Origin of the sequence: Bifidobacterium sp. UBA6881 (genome assembly GCA_002451435.1) — a bacterium.
GTDB lineage: Bacteria > Actinomycetota > Actinomycetes > Actinomycetales > Bifidobacteriaceae > Bifidobacterium.
The window spans coordinates 1-20,893 of sequence record DKCF01000103.1 but is presented as its reverse complement, the minus strand read 5'-3'; the positions used below and the strand labels follow the sequence as shown (position 1 = coordinate 20,893).

17 protein-coding genes are annotated in these 20,893 nt (G+C 62.6%); 11 read left to right on the top strand and 6 right to left on the bottom strand.

Going from position 1 to position 20,893, the window contains the following annotated elements; genetic code table 11:
* A partial coding sequence (feoB, locus tag B3C64_RS07825) for a ferrous iron transport protein B (RefSeq protein WP_291534915.1) occupies positions 1-1,608 on the top strand: 1,608 nt, incomplete at its 5' end.
* A gap of 322 nt (positions 1,609-1,930) precedes the next feature.
* On the opposite strand, the gene B3C64_RS07820 is transcribed toward feoB, so the two are convergent.
* Complete coding sequence (locus tag B3C64_RS07820; protein WP_291534914.1) at positions 1,931-3,232, bottom strand: Na+/H+ antiporter NhaC family protein; 1,302 nt, start codon at positions 3,230-3,232, stop codon at positions 1,931-1,933.
* Positions 3,233-3,669: 437 nt separating this feature from the next.
* Here B3C64_RS07820 and B3C64_RS07815 point away from each other — a divergent pair, with 437 nt between their 5' ends.
* Both B3C64_RS07815 and B3C64_RS07810 read left to right on the top strand, forming a co-directional pair.
* Positions 3,670-4,563, top strand: coding sequence for a DMT family transporter (locus B3C64_RS07815; protein ID WP_291534913.1), 894 nt, complete (start codon positions 3,670-3,672; stop codon positions 4,561-4,563).
* A gap of 212 nt (positions 4,564-4,775) precedes the next feature.
* Positions 4,776-5,615 (top strand): sulfite exporter TauE/SafE family protein, encoded by an 840-nt coding sequence (locus B3C64_RS07810; protein ID WP_291534912.1) that lies wholly within the window; start codon positions 4,776-4,778, stop codon positions 5,613-5,615.
* Between the two features lie 282 nt (positions 5,616-5,897).
* Here the strand turns inward: B3C64_RS07810 and B3C64_RS07805 are convergent, their stop codons facing one another.
* Complete coding sequence (locus B3C64_RS07805; RefSeq protein WP_291534911.1) at positions 5,898-6,260, bottom strand: VOC family protein; 363 nt, start codon at positions 6,258-6,260, stop codon at positions 5,898-5,900.
* A gap of 367 nt (positions 6,261-6,627) precedes the next feature.
* Here B3C64_RS07805 and B3C64_RS07800 point away from each other — a divergent pair, with 367 nt between their 5' ends.
* From B3C64_RS07800 to gndA, 6 genes are all read left to right on the top strand, one after another.
* Positions 6,628-7,374 (top strand): helix-turn-helix domain-containing protein, encoded by a 747-nt coding sequence (locus B3C64_RS07800; protein ID WP_291534910.1) that lies wholly within the window; start codon positions 6,628-6,630, stop codon positions 7,372-7,374.
* A gap of 257 nt (positions 7,375-7,631) precedes the next feature.
* The gene (locus tag B3C64_RS07795; RefSeq protein ID WP_291534909.1) at positions 7,632-8,444 is read left to right on the top strand and encodes a histidine phosphatase family protein; all 813 of its coding nucleotides are present in this window, start codon (positions 7,632-7,634) and stop codon (positions 8,442-8,444) included.
* A 248-nt stretch (positions 8,445-8,692) separates the two neighbouring features.
* Positions 8,693-9,982 carry a uracil-xanthine permease family protein gene (locus B3C64_RS07790; protein ID WP_291534917.1) on the top strand — a complete coding sequence of 430 codons (1,290 nt, stop codon included), beginning with the start codon at positions 8,693-8,695 and terminating at the stop codon, positions 9,980-9,982.
* A 221-nt stretch (positions 9,983-10,203) separates the two neighbouring features.
* Positions 10,204-12,375: a DEAD/DEAH box helicase gene (locus B3C64_RS07785; protein ID WP_414632185.1), complete on the top strand. Its 2,172-nt coding sequence runs from the start codon at positions 10,204-10,206 to the stop codon at positions 12,373-12,375.
* Between the two features lie 109 nt (positions 12,376-12,484).
* Entirely contained in the window at positions 12,485-12,841 is a 357-nt protein-coding gene (locus tag B3C64_RS07780; RefSeq protein WP_291534908.1) for a hypothetical protein, read from the top strand.
* Complete coding sequence (gene gndA, locus B3C64_RS07775; RefSeq protein ID WP_291534907.1) at positions 12,831-14,279, top strand: NADP-dependent phosphogluconate dehydrogenase; 1,449 nt, start codon at positions 12,831-12,833, stop codon at positions 14,277-14,279. Before B3C64_RS07780 ends, gndA begins: the two co-directional genes overlap by 11 nt.
* Positions 14,280-14,380: 101 nt before the next feature.
* On the opposite strand, the gene pgl is transcribed toward gndA, so the two are convergent.
* The 3 genes from pgl to zwf all read right to left on the bottom strand — a co-directional run bounded on the left by pgl (position 14,381) and on the right by zwf (position 17,882).
* Complete coding sequence (gene pgl / locus B3C64_RS07770) at positions 14,381-15,172, bottom strand: 6-phosphogluconolactonase (RefSeq protein ID WP_291534906.1); 792 nt, start codon at positions 15,170-15,172, stop codon at positions 14,381-14,383.
* A gap of 185 nt (positions 15,173-15,357) precedes the next feature.
* Positions 15,358-16,314, bottom strand: a complete 957-nt coding sequence (locus B3C64_RS07765; RefSeq protein ID WP_291534905.1) for a glucose-6-phosphate dehydrogenase assembly protein OpcA — start codon at positions 16,312-16,314, stop codon at positions 15,358-15,360.
* Complete coding sequence (gene zwf / locus B3C64_RS07760; RefSeq protein ID WP_414632184.1) at positions 16,311-17,882, bottom strand: glucose-6-phosphate dehydrogenase; 1,572 nt, start codon at positions 17,880-17,882, stop codon at positions 16,311-16,313. Before zwf ends, B3C64_RS07765 begins: the two co-directional genes overlap by 4 nt.
* 190 nt (positions 17,883-18,072) lie before the next feature.
* Between zwf and B3C64_RS07755 the strand changes: the two genes are divergently transcribed.
* Positions 18,073-18,873, top strand: a complete 801-nt coding sequence (locus tag B3C64_RS07755) for a methyltransferase domain-containing protein (protein WP_291534903.1) — start codon at positions 18,073-18,075, stop codon at positions 18,871-18,873.
* Positions 18,874-18,890: 17 nt separating this feature from the next.
* On the opposite strand, the gene B3C64_RS07750 is transcribed toward B3C64_RS07755, so the two are convergent.
* The gene (locus B3C64_RS07750; protein WP_291534902.1) at positions 18,891-19,676 is read right to left on the bottom strand and encodes an SDR family NAD(P)-dependent oxidoreductase; all 786 of its coding nucleotides are present in this window, start codon (positions 19,674-19,676) and stop codon (positions 18,891-18,893) included.
* Positions 19,677-20,042: 366 nt separating this feature from the next.
* On the opposite strand from B3C64_RS07750, the gene B3C64_RS07745 reads away from it, so the two are divergent.
* The gene (locus tag B3C64_RS07745) at positions 20,043-20,852 is read left to right on the top strand and encodes an AzlC family ABC transporter permease (RefSeq protein WP_291534900.1); all 810 of its coding nucleotides are present in this window, start codon (positions 20,043-20,045) and stop codon (positions 20,850-20,852) included.
* Positions 20,853-20,893 lie beyond the last annotated feature (41 nt).

Genomic DNA, 20,893 nt, shown 5'->3' with positions numbered 1-20,893 from the left:
TCGATGGTGGCGGAACTTGGGCTGCCCACGGTGGTGGCCCTCACCATGAACGATCTGGCCGCACGCCGCGACTGTCGCATCGAACCGGCGCGGCTGTCTCAGCTGCTTGACGGCATGCCGGTGGTCTCCTTGGATGGACGCACCGGCGAAGGACAGGACCGACTCGCCTCCGCGATCGCGGCATCGTTCGCCGGCACTCCGCTGCCGCAGGGACTGCGGATTCCGGCCGATGACGCCATCGACGTGCGCGAGTGGACCGAGTCGCGTGCCGACGCGCGCTTCGACTGGACTGCGCGTGTGCTTCGTGGGCTCGACCTCAAGGCATCCGACAAGACGACGCTGTCCGACCGCGTCGACCGAGTGCTGCTCCATCCCGTATTCGGCATTCTGGTCTTTCTGGCGGTCATGTACACGGTCTTCCAGGCGACCACCACGCTGGCAGGCCCGATGCAGGACTGGTTCGACGTGACGGTGCGCGGATGGTGCACCGATGGTATCGACTGGCTGTTCGGACTGTTCGGTCCGTCCGCGTCCGACGGCTGGCTGTATTCGCTGCTGGTGGACGGCGTGCTGGACGGCGTGATCACCGTGCTGACGTTCATTCCGGTGATGGGCATCATGTTCCTGTTGCTGTCGATGCTCGAGGACTCTGGCTATCTGGCCCGCGCCGCGTTCGTTATGGACCGTGCGATGCGCGCGTTGGGATTGGACGGCCGCGCGTTCCTGCCGATCGTCGTCGGATTCGGCTGCAACCTTCCCGCATTGGCCGCCACGCGCACCCTGCCTGATTCGCGCCAGCGCGTGCTGACGGGCATGCTCATCCCGTTCGCCTCATGCTCGGCGCGTCTCACCGTGTTCCTGGTGCTCGCCCACGCGTTCTTCCCGCAGCAGGCCGGTCTCGTCGTGTTCCTCATGTACGTCGCCTCCGTGTTGCTCATTCTGCTTGTCGGCGTGCTGTTGCGGCACACCATGTTCCGCGGACTCACGCCGGAGCCGCTGATGCTCGCCTTGCCTCCGTACCAGTGCCCGCGTGCCGTGCAGCTGGTGCGTTCGGTCGTGGTTCGTCTGTGGCAGTTCATCCGTGGCGCGAGCGTGATCATCATTTCGATGATCGTGGCGCTGTGGCTGCTGCAAGGCATTCCGGCGACCGCGAACGCAGGCGGTTTCGGAGAAGTGGACGATGTGCACGATTCCGCATACGGCGTGCTTGCCGATGCCGTGTCTCCCGTCTTCGCGCCGGCCGGTTTCGACGATTGGCACGCCTCCGCCGCCCTGATCACCGGATTCGTGGCCAAGGAGGTGGTGATCGGCTCCATGTCGCAGTCCTACCATGCGGATGAGCCTGACGAATCCGGACAGAACGCCGACAAGGGAACGTTCGGCCAGAAGCTGCGCGCCTCGTTCGAACAATCCTCGCACGGGCACGGCAAGGCCGCGGCCATAGCATTCCTGCTGTTCACGCTTGCGTACACGCCGTGCCTGGCTACGGTGGCGGAGCTTCGACGGCAATATGGCACGAAAGTGGCCGCGCAATCGGTGTGCCTGAGTCTTGCGGTGGCGTATGTGCTCGCCGTCGTCGCATTCCAGTTGCTGCGATTGGTGCTGTGACCCATGGTCTGGCATGGTCTGGGCTCACGGAGTTGGCGGCATACCACCGATCGGACGAAGACGGCGCATGGATTTGCGAACGGAACGGCCGCACGGGGGAACATCGTCGCCGATGTGGTCGCGGACCTGGATGCCGGACTGACGGTACGGCAGATCGCAGCCAACCGGCATCTTCCGGTCGATTTCGTCGATATGGCCATCACACGAGCGCAGGAACGCGGTCTGCTGCAGGTGACTGACCTTTCTCCGCGGTCCATGTGCGGCGAGACGACATGCCAGCCCGACCCATCCTCGCTGATCTGCGCCGGATGCCCGTTCCGTCCTAGGGCCGACGGTCGCGCCGCGCCGCGTCGATGAACCGGCATACAGGCAGCAGGTACAGAAAACATGCGAACAGGATACTGGACGTCGGAGCCCCGACCGAAGACAACGGCACGCCGCTGGCGATCGCCCACGGAACAAGCGGCGCCGTCACCACGGCGGTATCCTCCAGATCGATGGCGCGTCGCTGCCTGTCGGATTCCAGGTCGCGGCACAGCTGGTCGGTCAGCATGATGGACAGCGTCTGGTTGCAGGCGACGGCTCCCGTGACCAACGAGGTGACGCAGGTGGCGCCGTATACGCTGATTTTCCCCGCCAGCGATGCGATCAGCCGGTGTATGCCATTCAGCAATCCCGTTTCTTGGAAAATGCCGGAATACGACGAGGAGATGCAGACGATCAGCATCACCTTGACCATGGAGACGATGCCGCCGCCATCGATGAGCCGCGCCACCTGGGCGTCCGCGCAATGAAAACCGAAAACCAGCGCATGGCCGACGCTTGCCCAATCCATATGCTGCACCAGCACGCAGATCGGCAACGCCGTCAGAATGCTCGCGCCCATCGTGATGCGCACGTCGATGCGGGCGATCGCGCAGACGACCAGCACGACTGCCGGAAGCACGGTGGTCCAGTGCAGGTCGAACGCGCGCGAGAACAGGCCGGACGCGTCGATCGATCCCGCCGAGGAATGGGAATACAGCGCGAGTCCCTCGTAGATCACGCAGGTCGCGGCGAACGGCAGCGCGGCGGTTCTCAGCATCAGCCGGATGGTGTCGAAGATGTTCGTATGGGTCAGGGTTTTGACGAGTTGCGCGCTGGTCGACACGGGAGAGCATCGGTCCCCGAAGTACACGCCCGAAAGGATCGCTCCGCCGAGAAGCGCCGGTGAGATCTGCATGGACGTGCCGAGCGTCATGGTGATGACGCCCATGGTCGCCGCCGACGCGAACGACGAGCCCGTCAATAACGACATCAGGCAGTTCAGCAGGAACGTCAGCAGGATGGCCACGTGGGGGCGTATCAGGGCCGTGGTGTTCGCCACGATGAACGGCACCGTGCCGGCCGCGCGCCACAACGTGGTCAGCAGTCCGATCAGCACGAAGGTGACCACCACGATGCTGGCGGCGCGCATGGTCGCGAACCCCTTGCGGATCATCGCACCCCAATGGTGGCCCGTCACACGTCCGTGGATAAGGAAGATGATCACGCCCGCGGCCAGCGCCGGCACAATGGACATGCCGCTGGCGATGCAGCCGATCAGCGCCGCGCAGAACAGGGCGATGGTGATGAATGCCGCCATATGGCGCGTCTCCTTTCAGAGTGCCCGGCTTCAAGGAATTCCGGATTTTTGATTCCGGATTTTCGAACTCGGCACATCGGACCAATCGTTCCGTGGCCTCGGATCGGAGCCATTCGGTCCGGCCGTGGCGCATGGTGTGGTCGAATCGTTCGACATGGCCGCATCGCACGATGTCGCGGAAGCGTGCGGGATGCGGCAAAAAACCAACATAAGGCTAACAGGGTTGCCTTTGCCGCGCGGGATTCGTATCACGAAGCTGCGCGGATTGACTGCGAGAGCCGCTTGCGCGGAGTGTTGCGTGCGGCATCGCGTCTACAGTATTCTGTGGCGCGGGCGAATCGAGAGAAAGGGTGCGGATTCCAATGGCCGAATCGCTGCAAAAGACGCGAACGAACGGTGGCGACGCATCTGACCGGAAGGATCCCCCGCATGAGGGCATGAGCGTTCCCAAGAACGTCGCCCGTCTGATGATGCTGGTCAACGCCGCCGTATGGGGTTCCGGATACACCATGCTCAAACATGTGCAGGGCGTGATGACCACCCAATGGATGATGTTCTTTCGCATGACCGCCTCGGTCGTGCTGATGGCGCTGGTGTTTCTGCCGCATCTGCGGAAAATCAGCATGGGACGCTACATCGTGCCGGGTTTTACGCTCGCATTGACGTACTGGCTCGGCTTCATGTTCCAGCTCAAAGGATTGGAAACCACCTCGCCGGGCCGCAACAGCTTCTTCACCGACACCTACTGCGTGATGGTGCCGTTTGTGCTGTGGGCTTTGACGCGCAGACGCCCCAGCATGCAGCATATCGTCGCGGCGCTCGTGTGCGCGTTCGGCATCGGACTGGTCTCGTTGAGCGGCGGCGGCGCCGAGCTCGCCGGCATGGGCTTCGGGGATGCGATGACGATCGTCGGCGCGCTGTTCTTCGCGATGAATCTGGTGGTCGTCGGCATGATGGGCAGGAAATTCGACGCGGTCGCGTTGATGCTTATGGAATTCGCATGGTGCGCGGTGTTCTTCGGCGCGGGCGCGGCGTTGTTCGATGGCGCGCCATCGGCGTCGTGGATGCGACTGGACGTGGTGCTGTGCCTTGCCTATCTGGTGGTCGGCTCGACCATCGTCGCGCAAATCTTCCAGACCATCGCCGTCCAGAACCTGCCTGCCACGGAAGGCTCGGTGATCCTGAGCACCGAATGCATCTTCGCCATGGTGGTCTCCGTGGTCTTCGCCGGGGAAAGGCTCACCGTGCCGTCGGTATGCGGATTCGCCGTGATCTTCGGCGCGATCCTGCTTTCCGAAGTGCGGCTTCCGGCGCGGCGCAAGGCCGAATGAGCATCGCGGAACCGAATGCCGGCCATGACATGCCATGTTCTGGACATCGCCATGATGCGACTCGGACGGCTGGTTAAGCTTGGTTTCCGATACCACATGCCGATGGTGGGGAATTGCCCCAAGGCGTGTGACCGCCGTGCGGATGAATGCCGTCGGATTCGACGGCGCATATGCCGATTCGTATGAAGAACATGGGTAGGAGAGGGTAGTCGATGATCGCCGGAGTGTCTGTCGTCACATTGCTGCTGGTGCTTGTCGCCGGCATCGGCGCGGGATTCGTGGGATACGCGGTTGGCGCGTCCTCGCTGATCTCCTACCCTGCGTTGCTGGCGTTCGGCATCCCGCCCGTGCTGTCCAACACCACGAACACGGTGGGCGTGTGCGGCACGGGCATCGGCGGACTGCTGTCGGCTCGCAAGGAGCTCAAAGGGCAAGGGCGCCGCGTCGCCGTATACGCATGCATCGGACTGGTTGGCGGCATCATCGGCGGACTGCTGCTGCTGGAACTGCCCGCCAAGGTGTTCGAATTCGCGGTGCCGCCGCTGATCCTGTTCAGCGCGTTGATCATCGCGCTCAACCCACGCAAGAAGGCGGCCGCCCGCGACGCCGTGGCACAGGCCCTGCCGCAATCGCATCAGGGCGAACGCGCCGCGCGGATCGCGCGTAAAACGGCAGAAGGCAATCTCCGCAACGATCCGTGGTGGCTGTGGCTCGGCGTGAGCTTCGTCGGCGTGTATTCCGGCTACTTCGGTGCCGCCGCGGGCACCTTGGCGCTCGCGATTCTCGACTTGGGCAAAATCGGTCCGTTCCACCAAATCAACGCGTTGAAGACCGTAGTGGGATTCGGCGCGAACATCTCCGCCGCGATCATGTTCATCATCCGCGGTTCCGTCTATTGGCCGTTCGCCATCATGATGTGCCTCGGATGCACCATCGGCAGCGCCATCGCTCCGCCCGTCACCCGGCATATTCCGGAAAACATCATGCGTGTGGCCGCCGTGCTCACCGGCATCATCCTCGCCGTCAAACTCGGCTGGAGCACCTATTTCTAGAATTCCCCGAATAGGGCAGCGTTTGGGCATGCCCGCGTATGTTTTCGTTGCCCGGCCATTCCGTAGGTGGTTTTTGGGCTCCGTAGGCGGTGAGTGCCGGGAACCTGTTTGGAAATGGCTTGATATCAAGCCATTTCCAAGGCCGGCTCCGAGAGCAACCACCTATTGAAAGGCAAAACCACCTACGGAAACGGGGGAGCGTCGATGTCAAATGCTGTTATGAATGATTTGACTGATTAAGGAATCCACTCGCGGGTCCCATTGCGGTCGGCCGTCGCGAGGTCAGTTGTGCATGGCCTCGATGTTGTTGCCCTCCGGGTCGTGCACGAACGCGGCGTAATAGGTCGGGCCGTAGTTCGGGCGCGGGCCGGGCTGTCCGTTGTCGGTGCCGCCGTTGGCGAGACCTGCCTTGTGGAACGCCTTCACGGCATCGTCATCGGCGGCTTCGAACGCCACATGAATCGGGGCGACGGCATCGCCTTCGGCCGCGGTGGAAACCCACACCGCCGAACCGTCTTCCGCCACGAACGCCTGCACGCCCGGGAACGACGGTCCCTTGGCGTATCCAAGCGGCGCAAGAGCGGCTTCATAGAACGGTTCTTCCTTCGCGAAATCCTTCACCTTGACGGACACATGGTTAATCATGAGCGTTTCCTTTCCACTACGGCGTGTATGACGCGGGAGGCCGATTTGGCCATCAATTCCGCATCCTAGACCGTTGCGGCGCGTTATGGAAGAGCGCACCGGAAAGTGCCTTGGTTACCTGCGGGATACTGTTGCGTGATTCCGACGAGATTCGGAGTCGTATGCGATCAACGGTGTGCCGCGGTCATCGGGTCGGCGTGTGACGGGGCATTCACGGTATGCCGTGCCGATGGTTCGCACTGTGGCGAATCGCGATGCAATCGTGCGGCCAACATATGACCGTTGCGTGCTCGGCGAATCATTTTCCTATGGATTTTCCACGTTATGCTTGTAGGAGGCCAAACGTACTAGGCGAAGGAGCATTGTCATGGCGGTTGTTGACGAGGCGAAGCTGCGGTACCTGGACTTCCTCTCCCGGGAGGACCGCGTGCGGCATCATCGGTATGTCGAGGAGATGAAGCAGTACGACATGATGCGCTCCGGCGACATCAACGCGATCGCTGAAAGCGCGCGCCTTTGGGATTCCGGACTGTATGGCCACCTGTCGAACGATCCGCTCAAAAACGCGAAATACCGGTTCATCACCACCGTCACCCTGGCCACGCGCTTCGCCATCGAAGGCGGCATGGACGAGGAGGATGCCTACAACGCCTCCGACCTGTATATCCAGGATCTCGACAATTGCAAGGACGTCGGGGATGTGGGCCGCCTCCACACCGATATGATGACGTTCTTCACCTGGGCGATGGCGGATATGCAGAAGGTGGAGACGCATTCCAAGCCCATCAACGAATGCATGGACTACATCCACTACCATCTGCACGAGAAGATCACCGTGCCGATCCTCGCCGAACACGTGCATCTGAATCCCACGTATCTGTCGGAACTGTTCAAACGGGAAACAGGCAAGGCGCTGTCCCAATACGTCACCGACAAACGCATGGAAGCCGCCGAGAACATGCTCAAGTACTCGCAGTACAGCTTCGATGAGATCGCGCAGATCCTCGCATACCGGTCGCAAAGCCACTTTTCGAAAGTGTTCAAAAAGCATTCCGGCATGACGCCGGGGGAGTACCGTGCCAAGTACGCGCAGGCCGGCGTCTGGCCGGAGTAGTCGGCCGCGGAGTGCCATGCCGTTTGCGGTGAACCCAAGGTGACGGCATTGCGAAATTCGGGTGTGCCGAGCATGAAATCGGCGTGATTCCATATGCGGAACGCGGCTGAATCGGCTACGGTGGGAAGCATTCGACGATGATGCGCGGCGCCGTCGGTCAATCGAATACGCGATTCGTCCGCTCGTGAGATGAACGGAACGGGACGGTGGTGGCCGCGCGCAGGATGTGGATGAACGAAAGTAAGGAATAAACGAATATGGGAATGCCCCTTGATCTGTATGTGATCCGTCACGGCGAGTCGGAGGCCAACGTCATCATCAACGCCGGCGAGAACGGCGATGATTCGCTCTACACGCAGGACAACGTCACCGTGCCGGACCGTTCGTGGAGGCTCACCGCCACCGGCCGCAAGCAGGCGGACTGCATCGGCCGCTGGCTGGTTTCGCAGCAGCCGTTGTTCGACCGCTATCTCGTCTCGCCGTTCGTGCGCACGCGCGAGACGGCCGCGACGATGGCCCTGCCGAAGGCGAAATGGGAGGAGACGCGCGTGCTGCGCGAACGTTCCTGGGGTGAGATCAACACCATCACCAAGGACGATTTCAAAACCAACTACGCGCGCAACTGGATGTTCAAGAACACCGATCCGCTGTACTGGCGTCCGCCGGCGGGCGAATCCATCGCCGACGTGGCCGAAAACCGCGTGCACAACCTGCTCACGGCCCTGAACCGCAAATCCGACGCGGAATCCGTGGTGATGGTCAGCCACGGCGACCTCATGCTCGCGCTGATGCTCACATTGGAGGACCTCTCCGACGAGGAATTCATGCACCGCGCGGCATCCGACGATTGGAAGATCACGAACTGCACGTGTTTCCACTATTCGCGCCGTGATCCGTCGACCGGCCGCACGCACAAACGTTTCCGTTGGGAGCAGACCGCGCGTCCGGTCTTCGACGAGAAGGACGGCCGCTGGACGGTGAAGGTGGACGAATGGCGTTCGTTCAAACGCCCGGTGCTGTCCAACGGCGACCTGGTCGACGTCGTGCACGCCGTCGACCGTCACCTGTGACGTTCGTTTTCGCGGCGGCCGCCGCGTGATGGATCTCCGCGATGGGCCGCATACCATTGGCGATTGGCTCGTCGTCTGCGTCGTTCGTGGCATCGCCTTCGATACGGTGAACGACCGTGGCGGAAATTCTCCACGGGATTGCGGCGAAACGTGCCGTGTACCCACTGCCATTACAATGGCCTGTGGCGCGCGGCACGTTTCGTCACGCCGCGCGGGAGAGTTAAGGAGACAATCGCATGTCCAACCCCATCGCGAGCCTGTTCACGTGGAAGCTCCACGGCGACGGCAAAACGCTGAAGCCCGGCGAGGTCGTCGAACCCGACGAGCGCCTGACCTGGCCGCGCACCGCGGAAATCGGTGCGCAGCATGTCATCGCCATGTTCGGCGCCACGTTCCTGGTGCCGATTCTGACCGGTTTCGACCCGTCCACCACCCTGTTCTTCACGGCCATGTCGACCGCGCTGTTCCTGCTGATCAACAAGAACGTGCTGCCGAGCTATCTGGGATCCTCCTTCGGATTCATCGCCCCGATCACGGCGGTCACCACCGCGCACAAGGGCATCGCCGTCGCGTCCTTCGGCATCATGGTCACCGGTCTGCTGCTGGCGTTGATCGGCATCCTGGTGCATTACGCCGGAGCCAAATGGATCGACGTCATCATGCCGCCGGTCGTCAACGGTGCCATCGTGGCCATCATCGGCTTCAACCTGGCCCCCAGCGTGTGGGACAATTTCCAGAAGGCCCCCGACACCGCCATCGTCACCCTGCTCGCCGTGCTGCTCGTCGCGGTGCTGTTCAAGGGTCTGCTCGGACGCCTCAACATCCTCATCGGCGTGATCATCGGTTATGCCTACGCCTGCATCCGCGGCCAGGTCGATTTCTCCGCCATCGGCAAGGCGGCATGGATCGGTCTGCCCCATTTCCACACCCCGCAGGTCGATTTCTCCATCCTGCCGATGTTCATTCCGGTCGTGCTCGTGCTCGTCGCCGAGAACGTCGGCCATGTCAAGTCCGTCTCCCAGATGACCGGCCGCGACTATGACGACCAGATCGGCACCGCCCTGTTCGCCGATGGTCTGGGCACCACCATCGCCGGTTTCGGCGGCGGCTCCGGCACCACCACCTACGGCGAGAACATCGGCGTGATGGCGGCCACCAAGGTGTACTCCACCGCCGCGTACTGGTGTGCGGCCGCGTTCGCGCTGATCCTGTCGCTGTGCCCGAAGTTCGGCGCGATCATCAACACCATTCCGGCCGGCGTGCTCGGCGGCGTGACCACGCTGCTGTACGGCATGATCGGCATGATCGGCATCCGCATCTGGGTCGAGAACAAGGTCAACTTCGACAAGCCGGTCAACATCATGGTCGCAGCTATCACCATGATCATCGCCATCGGCCAGTTCGCGTTCGCCATCAACGGCATCTCGTTCAACGGCATCGCCATCGGCACCATCGTGGTGCTCGTCGCCTACCACGGCCTCAAGGCCATCGGCAAGGCCACCGGCACCATCGCCAAGGACGATCCCGACGTGCTCTGACCGCATCCGCGCCGATCCGGTCGCTCCGATGACCTGACGATGCGGCTCGATTCCGCCCGTCCGTCGCCATGACGGACGGGTTTTCGCGTTTCTGGGGCATGGCCAGCCGCCAATGGGGGAGGGTATTCCGGACGTATGGCCGGACTCATGGAAAGTAGCGGCCGTGGGGTATCGTTATACAGTTTGCGCAACGTGCGCAATGTTTGACATGAAAGGCCATTGTGCCCGATACCACTTTGAATGAACATGTAGATGCCCTCGCCGCCGACTTCGATGAAATGGGCGAGGAAGAGGAACGTCCCCAGACGTTTGCGGAACTGGGCGTTCCCGGTCCGCTGGTCCGCGTCCTCGCGGCGGACGATAAGAAAACCGCCTTCCCGATCCAGGCGGACACGCTTCCCGATTCCCTGGCGGGCCGCGACATCCTCGGTCGTGGACGCACCGGCTCCGGAAAGACGCTCGCGTTCTCGATTCCGCTGGTCGCCCGCCTCGGCGAGGTGGACGCCGACGATTTCGAGAACATGAGCCAGTTCCGCCATGAGGTCAACCGCGTGAAGCAGGAGCACGCCGAGGAACGCCGCTCGGAGGATTTCGTTCCGCATCCGCGTGGCCTCGTGCTCGCCCCGACGCGTGAGCTCGCCAACCAGATCAACGACGTGCTGATGCCCCTTGCGCAGATCTACGGCATCAACACCACCACCGTGTACGGCGGAGTGCGATACGCCCGCCAGATCCGCGACCTCAGGGCCGGCGCCGATATCGTCGTCGCATGCCCCGGACGCCTCGAGGACCTGATCGAACAGCATGCGTTGACCTTGGAGAAGGTCGAGGTCGCCGTCATCGACGAGGCCGATGAAATGGCCGACATGGGCTTCCTGCCGCCGGTCAAACGACTGCTCGGCCAGGTGTCGTTCGACGCGCAGATCATGCTGTTCTCCGCCACGCTGGACCATGGCGTGGACGAGGTCGTGAACACGTTCCTCTCCGATCCGAAGGTGCACAGCGTCGACACCGCCACCGCGGCGGTCGACCAGATGACCCACCATGTGTTCGAGACCACGCAGGGCGACCGCCACGCCCTGGTGCGTACCCTGGCCTCGGGCAAGGGACGCCGGATCCTGTTCACCCGAACCAAATTCCAGACGCAGAAACTCGCCAAGGATCTCACTAAGAACGGCATCCCGGCAGCGGAACTGCACGGAAACCTGAGCCAGAACCAGCGTGACCGCAATCTCGCGGCCTTCGAATCCGGCGACGTGAACGTCATGGTGGCCACTGACGTCGCGGCCCGAGGCATCGACGTCTCCGGCGTCGAACTCGTCGTGCAGGTGGAGCCGCCGGAGGACCCGAAATCCTTCCTGCACCGTTCCGGCCGTACCGCCCGCGCCGGCCATTCCGGCGACGTGGTGACCATCGTGCTGCCGAACCAGCGCCGCAGAACCCGTCGCATGCTGCACGAGGCCGGATTGAAAATCAAGCCGATCCAGGTGACCCCCACCTCTCCGGAGGTGCTGGAACTCGTCGGAGAGCCGGCGGAACCGGTATACGGATGGACGCTCGATCAGTCCCAGCCGGCAGGCAACCCGCGTCGCAGGAAGCACGGCAAGGGCGATTCCGGCGACGAGCACGAGAAACACCAGCACCGTTCCAACGGGCGCAACAAGGACCGTGGCAAAGACAAGGGCGGCAAGCCGTTCAAGTCCGAACGCAACGGCCACGACGAGCGTGATCGCCATGCGGAACGCGGTGAGGACGAACAACGCTTCGAGCCGAAGAAGAACCGCGCCGAACGCCGTGCCGCCAAATTCCAAGGTCGCGACAACCGCGAGCTGGAGGCGCGTGAGCAACGCTGGGAACACCCCGAAATCCAAGAGGAGAAGCGCGAACGCCATGAGCGCAAGCGCAACGACAAGCGCCGCGAGAAGTACGCGCGTCTGCACGAACAGCAGCGCGACAAGGCCGAACGGTCACGCGAATCCGACAAGCGTTCCGATAAGCGCGGAACGGACGGCAAGCGCGGCCAATCCGCCGGAAAGTCGAAGCAGTTCTCCAAGCGTCAGGGCGCGCCGACCAAAAAGCAGCGCAAATCCGAAGCACGCGCCGAACGCCGTTACGAAGAGACTCGCCGCGGCGAACGCCATGTGGAGCAGCGCCACGAACGCGATTACGACCGTCGCAACGGACAAGGCGGCAAGCGCATCCATCGCAAGGAGATCCGCGTCATCCGCGATGAACGTTCCGAAGACGCCAAGCGCCACGACCGCCGCATGGAGGCCAAATACGGCAACCGTTCCGCCGACCGCAAGGGGCACGGCGAGCGCCACGACAAGCACGCGGGCCAGCCGTACCGCAAGCATGCGAAGATCCGCAAGGCGCCGTTCCGCATGCGTTGACGTGACGGGATGAGCCGATGCGCCGGCCCATGGCCGGCATGCAGAAGAGTCCGCATATTCCATCACCGAATATGCGGACTCTTCCGTGTCTTGCGGACGTTTCCGCCTGATGTCTCTAGAGGCCAATGCGGATATGCCGTCCCCATGGGCGCAAATTCTCATGGCATGTTTTCCGCTGATGCGTGGTTTCCGTCGGATTCCTTGCCCTGTTTGCGAAATCGGTTCCGAAGATGAACGTGTTCCGATGATTCGTGGACTGCAACTGGCGCATTCTTCGCATCGGAACGTGGCGATCGGAGATGAGCGGCATGCGCCAATGGCCAATGGACGTGAGCCTGGTCGATGGATGGATCTTTCGCGCGTTGCCGGACTTGAGACGCCGAACCATCCTGGGATAGCTCGGGGCTACACTGAACAACGGTTTGTCAGTACAACTTTCCTGATGGAGGGAACCAATGTCAGCTGAAGCGAATGTCGGTGTCGTCGGTCTTGCCGCGATGGGCGGAAGCCTTGCGCGCAACCTCGCGCACCATGGCAACAAGGTGGCCGTGTTCAACCGCACCTACGCCCGCACCGAAAAGCTCATGAACGAACATGGCACGGAAGGTGAGTTCTATCCGGCGAAGACCCTCAAGGAATTCGTCGACAGCCTCTCCAAGCCGCGCACCGCCATCATCATGGTCAAGGCCGGCGCGCCGACCGACGCCATGATCCACGCGCTCGCCGACCTGATGGAACCGGGCGACATCATCGTCGATGCCGGCAACTCCTACTTCCCGGACACCATCCGTCGTGAGAAGGAAATCAGCGCACGCGGACTGCACTTCGTCGGCTGTGGCGTTTCCGGCGGCGAGGAAGGCGCGCTGCTTGGCCCGTCCATGATGCCGGGCGGCTCCGAGGAATCCTGGAAGACCCTGAAGCCTATTTTCGAATCCATCGCTGCCAAGGCCGAAGGCGAGCCGTGCGTCACCCACATCGGTCTCAACGGCGCCGGCCACTTCGTCAAGATGGTGCACAACGGCATCGAATACTCCGACATGCAGCTCATCGCCGAAAGCTACGACCTCATGCGTCGCGGCTTGGGCATGACCCCGGCCGAAATCGGCGACGTGTTCGGTGAATGGAACAAGACGGAGCTTGACTCCTACCTCATCGAGATCACCGCCGAAGTGCTGCACCAGGTCGACAAGAAGACCGGCAAGCCGCTCGTCGACCTCATCGTCGACCACGCCGGCATGAAGGGCACCGGCACCTGGACCGTGCAGACCGCGCTGTCCCTGGCCGTGCCGGTCACCGGCATCGCCGAAGCCGTGTTCGCCCGCGGGCTGTCCTCCGAGGCCGAACTGCGTGAGGAAGCCCAGAAGCAGGGCTTCTCCGGCCCCGACGGCAAGCTCGACCTGAACGACGAGGAGAAGAAGGCCTTCATCGAAGACATCCGTCAGGCCCTGTACGCCTCCAAGATCGTCGCATACGCCCAGGGATTCAACGAAATCACCACTGCAGCCAAGGAATATGGATGGGACATCGACCTCGCGGCCGTGGCACGCATCTGGCGTGGCGGCTGCATCATCCGCGCGAAGTTCCTCAACCGTATCTCTGAGGCGTTCGAATCCGGCGAGGCCAACGTGTCCCTGCTGTTCGCCCCGTACTTCAAGAACGCCATCGAAGCCGCCGAGAAGTCCTGGCGCAACGTGGTGGCCGAAGCCGCCCGCAACGGTTTGCCGACCCCGGCGTTCGCCTCGTCGCTGTCGTACTTCGACGGTCTGCGTTCCAAGCGTCTGCCCGCCGCCCTGATTCAGGGCCAGCGTGACTTCTTCGGCGCCCACACCTACCAGCGCGTGGATCAGCCGGGTGCGTTCCACACGCTGTGGGCCGAGCCGGGTCGCGAGGAGATCGAAGCCTGAGACCTCCTGCGGAACTGGTTGCGACCAGTGATCCGAAGCGAATAGCAAAAAGGCGTCTCCGCAATATAGATTTGCGGAGACGCCTTTTGCTATTTACAAGGTCACAGCTTGGAGGCGGCGCCTTCATCGATGAGCCAGAGCAGTTCCTCGCCATCGGCGTAGGAGCTTGGCGCGTGCGGATTGTCGCGTTGCGCGAAGGCGGCTTTGACCGCGTCGGCTTTGCGGGCCTCGGAGGTGAATACCCACGTATGCTTCGACCGGGCGATCATCGGCACGGTCAGCGTCAGACGCAGCGGCGGCGGCTTCGGCGAATCACGCACGCCGGCCACCAGTACATGCGGATCATCGATTTCCGATTCGCCGTGGTCCGGGAACAAGGACGCGAAATGCGCATCCGGCCCCACGCCGAACATCGCGATATCCAGTGCTGGTTCATCGCCCAATTGCTCGGTAAGCTCGCGTTGGTACTCCGCGGCGGCTTCCGCCAGTACGGTGTCGGTCTGCTCGGGGGAAGCCGCCGCGATCTCCTCGGTGCCGCGCGTATCGGCCGGCATCGTGTGGATGTTCGCCGATGGCATACGACCTTCCTCCACCAGTGCGCCATACCATGCTTCACGGGCCTGCTTCGCATTGCGGTCGTCATCATCGGAGGCCACGAAACGTTCGTCGCCCCACCATACGTGCACGCGGCTCCAATCCACGGCATCGTTCAGCGGACTGGCGTTCATCGCGGCGAACACGCGGTTGCCGTCGGTGCCGCCGGTCACGGCGATGTCCACACGTCCGCGATTCGGCTCCGACAGCAGGTCGATGATGGTCAGCAACGTGCGCGCGGCCACGGCCTCGGCCAGCACCTGCGGATTCGGATAGACAACGGTTTTGCGTTCTGTCACTTCTGCTCCTTGGACAATGATCGGTGGATGCCCCCATACGGGCTCTTCCGAGTTTCGCTTCTTGCGAATCGCCTCAAAAAATCATCGACACCTATCGATACCCACCGCCAGTGGATTGGTTTCCCCTCCCAATCCACCGACGGTAGGGTGGACGTGTATCACGTCGCCTGATGATCGGCGCGGTTTCAGTGCTTCGGATTGATCAGATCCCAGCCGCGCGTTACCACTTCGGCATAGATCTCATCGGGGTAGAGACGCCCCAGCTCCTCGCTCAGGCACTCCTCGATGGTGCGTGCCGGCACGCTCATCGTCTGCGGGGACTGGCCGGGAACGCTCAGCATGGCGATTCCATCATCGGTGGACGGACGTTCCAAGCTCAGCGTGCCGTCGGAGCGCGTCAGATACACACCCGTCACGGCGGTCGCCGTCGGGTCGTCCTCCACGACAACCGGAACGTTCAGCCGCAAACGCAGCCAAGCGGCCAGCAACGTGGTCGGCAGGAAATCGGCGGGGCCCGTCACCCGAACGCCGCTCACCGGCAGGTGCGGCGGCTGGTCGAGCATGGAGGCGATCATCGCGCGCCATACGGTCAGACGGGTCCACGACATATCCACGTTTTCCGACGACCAGTTGCGGCGCAGGTCATCCATCGTGCGCGCGGGATTTGATGAATTCATCGCGTCCGTGATGCGGCTGCGCGCCATGGAACCCAGCAGATCGGAGGAAAGGTTCGCCGGCGCCTCGTTCGGCCACCAGGCGACCACCGGCGCATCCGGCACCAACAGCGGAATCACCAAGGTGTCCGGATGGTGCACAAGACCGCCCAGCGGGCGCAGCACGATGATCTCGCCGGCGCCAGCGTCCGAGCCGAAACGCACTTCGGCGTCAAGGAAGGTGTGGTGTTCTCCGCCTTCGACATCCGGTTCCACTTTGCGCGAGCTTGGCGCGATCGCGATCACACGGCAGGGGTGTTCGCGGCTGGCGCTGTTCGCCACCTCAAGATCATGCTCCAGCTCGGAGTCGTTTGTGGAAATCAGCAGGGTGAGCACACGGCCCAACGCTGCCTCGCCACGTTCCTCATGCAATTCATCGATTTTCGCCGAGATCTCGCGGGTCTCGGTGTTCTTCAAGGTAATGATCACGGCATCCTCCAACGATGTCCATCGCGGGCAAGCATCTCCACTGCCTCCTGCGGTCCCCAGGTTCCGGAACGATACGGCTGCGGCTGGCCCAGCGTGGACCAGAACTCCTCGATCGGATCGAGGATCTGCCAGCTCAGCTCCACCTCGCGCGTGGTCGGGAACAGCGGCGGATCGCCCAGCAGCACATCCAGGATCAGACGCTCATAGGCTTCAGGGGAGGATTCGGTGAACGAACGTCCATAGCTGAAGTCCATGGACACGTCACGCACCTCCATCGAAGTGCCGCCCGGCACCTTCGCGCCGAAACGCATGGTCACGCCCTCGTCCGGCTGCACGCGAATCACGATCGCGTTCTTGCCGAGCTCCTTGGTGGCGGTCGATTCGAACGGCAGGTGCGGCGCGCGCTTGAAGATCACGGCGATCTCCGTCACACGCTTGCCCAGACGCTTGCCGGTGCGCAGATAGAACGGCACGCCGGCCCAGCGGCGGGTGTCGACGTCCAGACGGATCGCGGCATACGTTTCGGTGGTCGATGCCGGATCGATGCCCTTCTCGTCCAGATAGCCGGCCACCTCATGCGAGCCCTGCCAGCCTGCGGCGTATTGGCCGCGGGCCGTATGCGCGGCCAGATCCTTCGGCACACGCACCGCGGACAGCACCTTCGTCTTCTCTGCCGTCAGATCGGCGGCGGAGAACGACACCGGTTCCTCCATGGCGGTGAGGGCCATCAGCTGCAGCAGGTGGTTCTGGATGACGTCGCGTGCCGCGCCGATGCCGTCATAGTAGCCGGCTCGACCGGCCACGCCGATGTCCTCGGCCATGGTGATCTGCACGTGATCGACGTAGTTGTTGTTCCAGATCGGCTCGTACATCGCGTTCGCGAAACGCAATGCCAACAGGTTCTGCACGGTCTCCTTGCCGAGGTAGTGGTCGATGCGGAACACGCTCGACGGGTCGAACACCTCGGAGACGACGCGGTCGAGCTCCTTGGCGCTGGCGAGATCGTGGCCGAACGGCTTCTCGATGATCACACGGCGCCAGGCACCCTCGGAGGACTTCGCCAGACCACAGTCGGCGAGCTGGCGGGAAACCTGCGGGAACGCGCGCGGCGGCACCGACATATAGAACGCGTGGTTGCCACGCGTGCCGCGGTCGCGGTCGAGTTCCGCCACCGTGTCGGAAAGACGTTCGAACGCCTTCGGGTCGTCGAACGTGCCCTGGACGAAACGGATGCCGGCAGCCAGCTGGTTCCAAGTGGATTCCTTGAACGGGGTGCGGCAGCGGGCCTTCACATGTTCCTTGACGAAATCCCTGAAATGGTCCTCGGTCCAATCACGGCGGGCGAAGCCGGTCAATCCGAAGCTCGGTGGCAGCAGACCTCGGTTCGCCAGATCGTAGATGGCGGGAAGCAGCTTTTTGCGGGAAAGATCTCCGGTCACGCCGAAAATCACGATACTGCACGGGCCGGCGATGCGGGGAAGCCGCAGGTCGCGCGGGTCGCGCAACGGATTCGACCACTCTCCGGACGTGCCAAGTAAGGATGAAACGGTTTCAGTCATGTGCTTCATAGTAACTCGATGGCCGCGATTCCCGTTGTGTCCATCCGCATATCGCAAACCGTCTTTTCGTGGGTTTTCACAAAAAGACGGCATTTCATTCCCGTATGTGAGCAACATCACAGCCGATGTCCACGACTGCGGCGGTCGTGGATCGAGACCCGGGAATCCCGCGATCCGTTTGCGAATTAAGGTAGGCGGCATGACGTTTACATGGGATGCCAAACAGTACCTGAAATTCTCCGACCAGCGCACCCGCCCCAGCCGCGACCTATGCGAAAGGCTGCCCGCCGACGACGGTACGATCCGCAAGGCCCTCGACATCGGTTGCGGCCCGGGCAACAGCACCGCGTTGTTGCGAGAGCGCTATCCCCATGCGCGAATCATCGGCATCGATTCCTCCGAAACGATGGTCGAGTCCGCGCGGGTCCAGCATCCCGACATCGAATTCGCGGTCCAGGACGCGACCGCGTTGGAGAAGCTGGACGACGATTTCGATATCGTGTTCACCAACGCGTGCCTGCAGTGGGTGCCGGACCACCGCACGGTGATTCCCGAAATGCTGCGTCGCGTCAGGAACGGCGGCATCGCCGCATGCCAATTCCCGGAAACCATCAGCCAGCGCACGCACACCATTATGCGTGAATTGGCCGTGGAACCGCCGTTCGACCAATACATCGGCAGCGGCGGTGTGCGACCTTATTGCCATCTGGGTGGTGACCGCTTCGATGTCAGGGCCTATTACGACCTCATCGCGCCGATGGCAAAACAGGTGAGCGTCTGGGAGACCACGTACTGGCATGCGCTCGCCGGTTACGAGGGCGTCGTCGAATGGTACCGCGGCACGGGCATGCGACCGTATTTATCCCAGCTTCCGACGGACGATTTGCGTGAACAGTACGAGCGCACGTTCGTGAATCGTTTGCGTGCCGTTTATCCGGAACAGCGCGATGGCACCGTATTGTTGCCGATGCGGCGCTTCTTCTTCGTCGCGCAGATGTGACTGCCGCGGACGGACGCCTAGCGTCGCGGATTCCCGCCGTTCATGAATGATGCGATTCGCCGGGCGGCGGCGCGGGGAAGAAGCCGTTCCGCGAACGCGCCCGCTTTGGTGAGCGCACCGTGGTAGGCGAGTGTGTCGCCGCGCATCATCCTGCGGTACGCGTACGCCGCGAGCTGGCGTGCCGTCGCCGGTCTGGTCATGGTGAAGAAGTTTCTGCCGTGCATCCGCGCGGCCTTGGCGAAGCCGGTGGCGGTCGGCCCTGGGCATACGCAAGTGATTGTCACGCCCGTGCCGCGCAACTCGTGGGCCACGGCCTCCGAAAGCGAGCGCACGAACGCCTTCGACGCGAAGTACGTGGCCATATACGGTCCGGCCATCATCGAGGCGACCGAGGAGATGTTGAGGATTCTGCCATGTCCCGCGTCGCGCATGTCGCGGCCATACCGGTAGGTGAGTTCGGCGAGCGTCTCCATGTTGAGTCGCATCATCCGCCGCTGCCTGTCCCAATCGGCGTCAAGGTAGCCGGTCCAGTCGGCGAAGCCCGCGTTGTTGACGAGGTATTCGATATGGATCGCCTGCGAATCCGTGAAGTCATGAAGCTTCCGTGGCGCGTCCGGCTCGCTCAGATCGATGGCGAACGTCTCCACATGCACGCCGAAACGCCGTTCGAGGCGACGTCTCACCTCGTCGAGCCGGTTCCGGTCGCGTGCGGCGATCACCAGATCGTGTCCGTTCGCGGCGAACAATGCCGCCAGTTCGCGTCCGATGCCGTTGGATGCTCCGGTGACCAATGCGTATCCCATGGCAGCTCCTTCGTCGTGGTCCCACCCATGTCGTCGATGAGCATCGGCGATGATGGTCTCGCCGATGCGCCTGCCATCCCACTATAGATGCCGGCTTTAGATGCCGGGTGGGGGTCCGTTTGGATTCCGGCGGGGGCGAGGCTCTCGGGAGACGCGAGGACGACGACGTCGATGGCCGGATTGCCGGCGCGGCGTTTGCGGTCGGGATGATGGACGTTGGATCCGCATGGACGATTCGACTTGCAGCTTGTTATAAGCAAAGCCGATATGCGATGGGGTGTTTGCCCCGCCGCCGCGCCACTACCATGGGATGAACACATGGATGGATGGGGCACGAACGCGCACACGGGAAAGGAGCCGAACCGGATGACGCACCACAACGGGGGAGCGAGGGCGCGCGCATTGAAGGCGGCGCTGCCCAAGGTGCTGCCGATCTGCATCAGCTTCTTCTTCCTCGCCATGTCGTACGGCGTGCTGATGGGCACGCGTGGCTTCTCCTTCCTGTGGCCGTTGTGCATGAGCGCGCTTATCTACACCGGTTCCATGGAGTTCGTCACCGTGAACCTGCTGGTTTCCGCGTTCAATCCCTTCGCCACGTTCCTGCTGGCCGTGATGATGGGCACCCGCCATCTGTTCTACGGGCTGTCCATGCTCGGACGGTTCAAGAACATGGGATTGAAGAAACCGTATCTGATCTACGCCATGTGCGACGAGACCTTCGCGGTCAACAACAGCGCGCGCATTCCCGAAAACGTCGACCGGGGATGGTTCTACTTCTTCGTCTCCCTGCTCAACCAGGTCTCATGGGTGGCGGGAGCGACCTTCGGCGGCGTCATCGGCGGCAGGATCACCTTCGACACCGACGGTCTCGATTTCGTCATGACGGCGCTGTTCGTCGTCATCTTCGTGGACCAATGGCTCACCACCACGCGCAAAAGCCACATGGCCGCATTGACCGGCATCGTGGTGCCGGCGATCTGCCTTTCGTTGTTCGGCGCGGACGATTTCATGATTCCCTCGCTGATCGCCATGCTGGCGATGTTCCTGTTGCTCCGTCCGTATCTCGACGATCTGAAGGAGCCGGAGATAGATGTTGCCGATTCACGGCAGACAACAACGAAGGGAGCGGATGACGGTGCCGATGGCCGCCATCCGCGGAAGGAGCGCGAAGCATGATGACCATGACCGTCTGGCAGGGCGTCGTCACCATCCTCATG

Excerpts from the sequence above, each read along its gene's own strand:
- B3C64_RS07795 (WP_291534909.1), top strand. The coding sequence starts at position 7,632 with ATGGGAATGCCCCTTGATCTGTATGTGATCCGTCACGGCGAGTCGGAG.
- B3C64_RS07780 (WP_291534908.1), top strand. The coding sequence starts at position 12,485 with ATGTCTCTAGAGGCCAATGCGGATATGCCGTCCCCATGGGCGCAAATT.
- B3C64_RS07810 (WP_291534912.1), top strand. The coding sequence starts at position 4,776 with ATGATCGCCGGAGTGTCTGTCGTCACATTGCTGCTGGTGCTTGTCGCC.
- B3C64_RS07805 (WP_291534911.1), bottom strand. The coding sequence starts at position 6,260 with ATGATTAACCATGTGTCCGTCAAGGTGAAGGATTTCGCGAAGGAAGAA.
- B3C64_RS07800 (WP_291534910.1), top strand. The coding sequence starts at position 6,628 with ATGGCGGTTGTTGACGAGGCGAAGCTGCGGTACCTGGACTTCCTCTCC.
- B3C64_RS07745 (WP_291534900.1), top strand. The coding sequence starts at position 20,043 with ATGACGCACCACAACGGGGGAGCGAGGGCGCGCGCATTGAAGGCGGCG.
- B3C64_RS07750 (WP_291534902.1), bottom strand. The coding sequence starts at position 19,676 with ATGGGATACGCATTGGTCACCGGAGCATCCAACGGCATCGGACGCGAA.
- B3C64_RS07815 (WP_291534913.1), top strand. The coding sequence starts at position 3,670 with ATGAGCGTTCCCAAGAACGTCGCCCGTCTGATGATGCTGGTCAACGCC.
- gndA (WP_291534907.1), top strand. The coding sequence starts at position 12,831 with ATGTCAGCTGAAGCGAATGTCGGTGTCGTCGGTCTTGCCGCGATGGGC.
- zwf (WP_414632184.1), bottom strand. The coding sequence starts at position 17,882 with ATGAAGCACATGACTGAAACCGTTTCATCCTTACTTGGCACGTCCGGA.
- B3C64_RS07820 (WP_291534914.1), bottom strand. The coding sequence starts at position 3,232 with ATGGCGGCATTCATCACCATCGCCCTGTTCTGCGCGGCGCTGATCGGC.
- B3C64_RS07755 (WP_291534903.1), top strand. The coding sequence starts at position 18,073 with ATGACGTTTACATGGGATGCCAAACAGTACCTGAAATTCTCCGACCAG.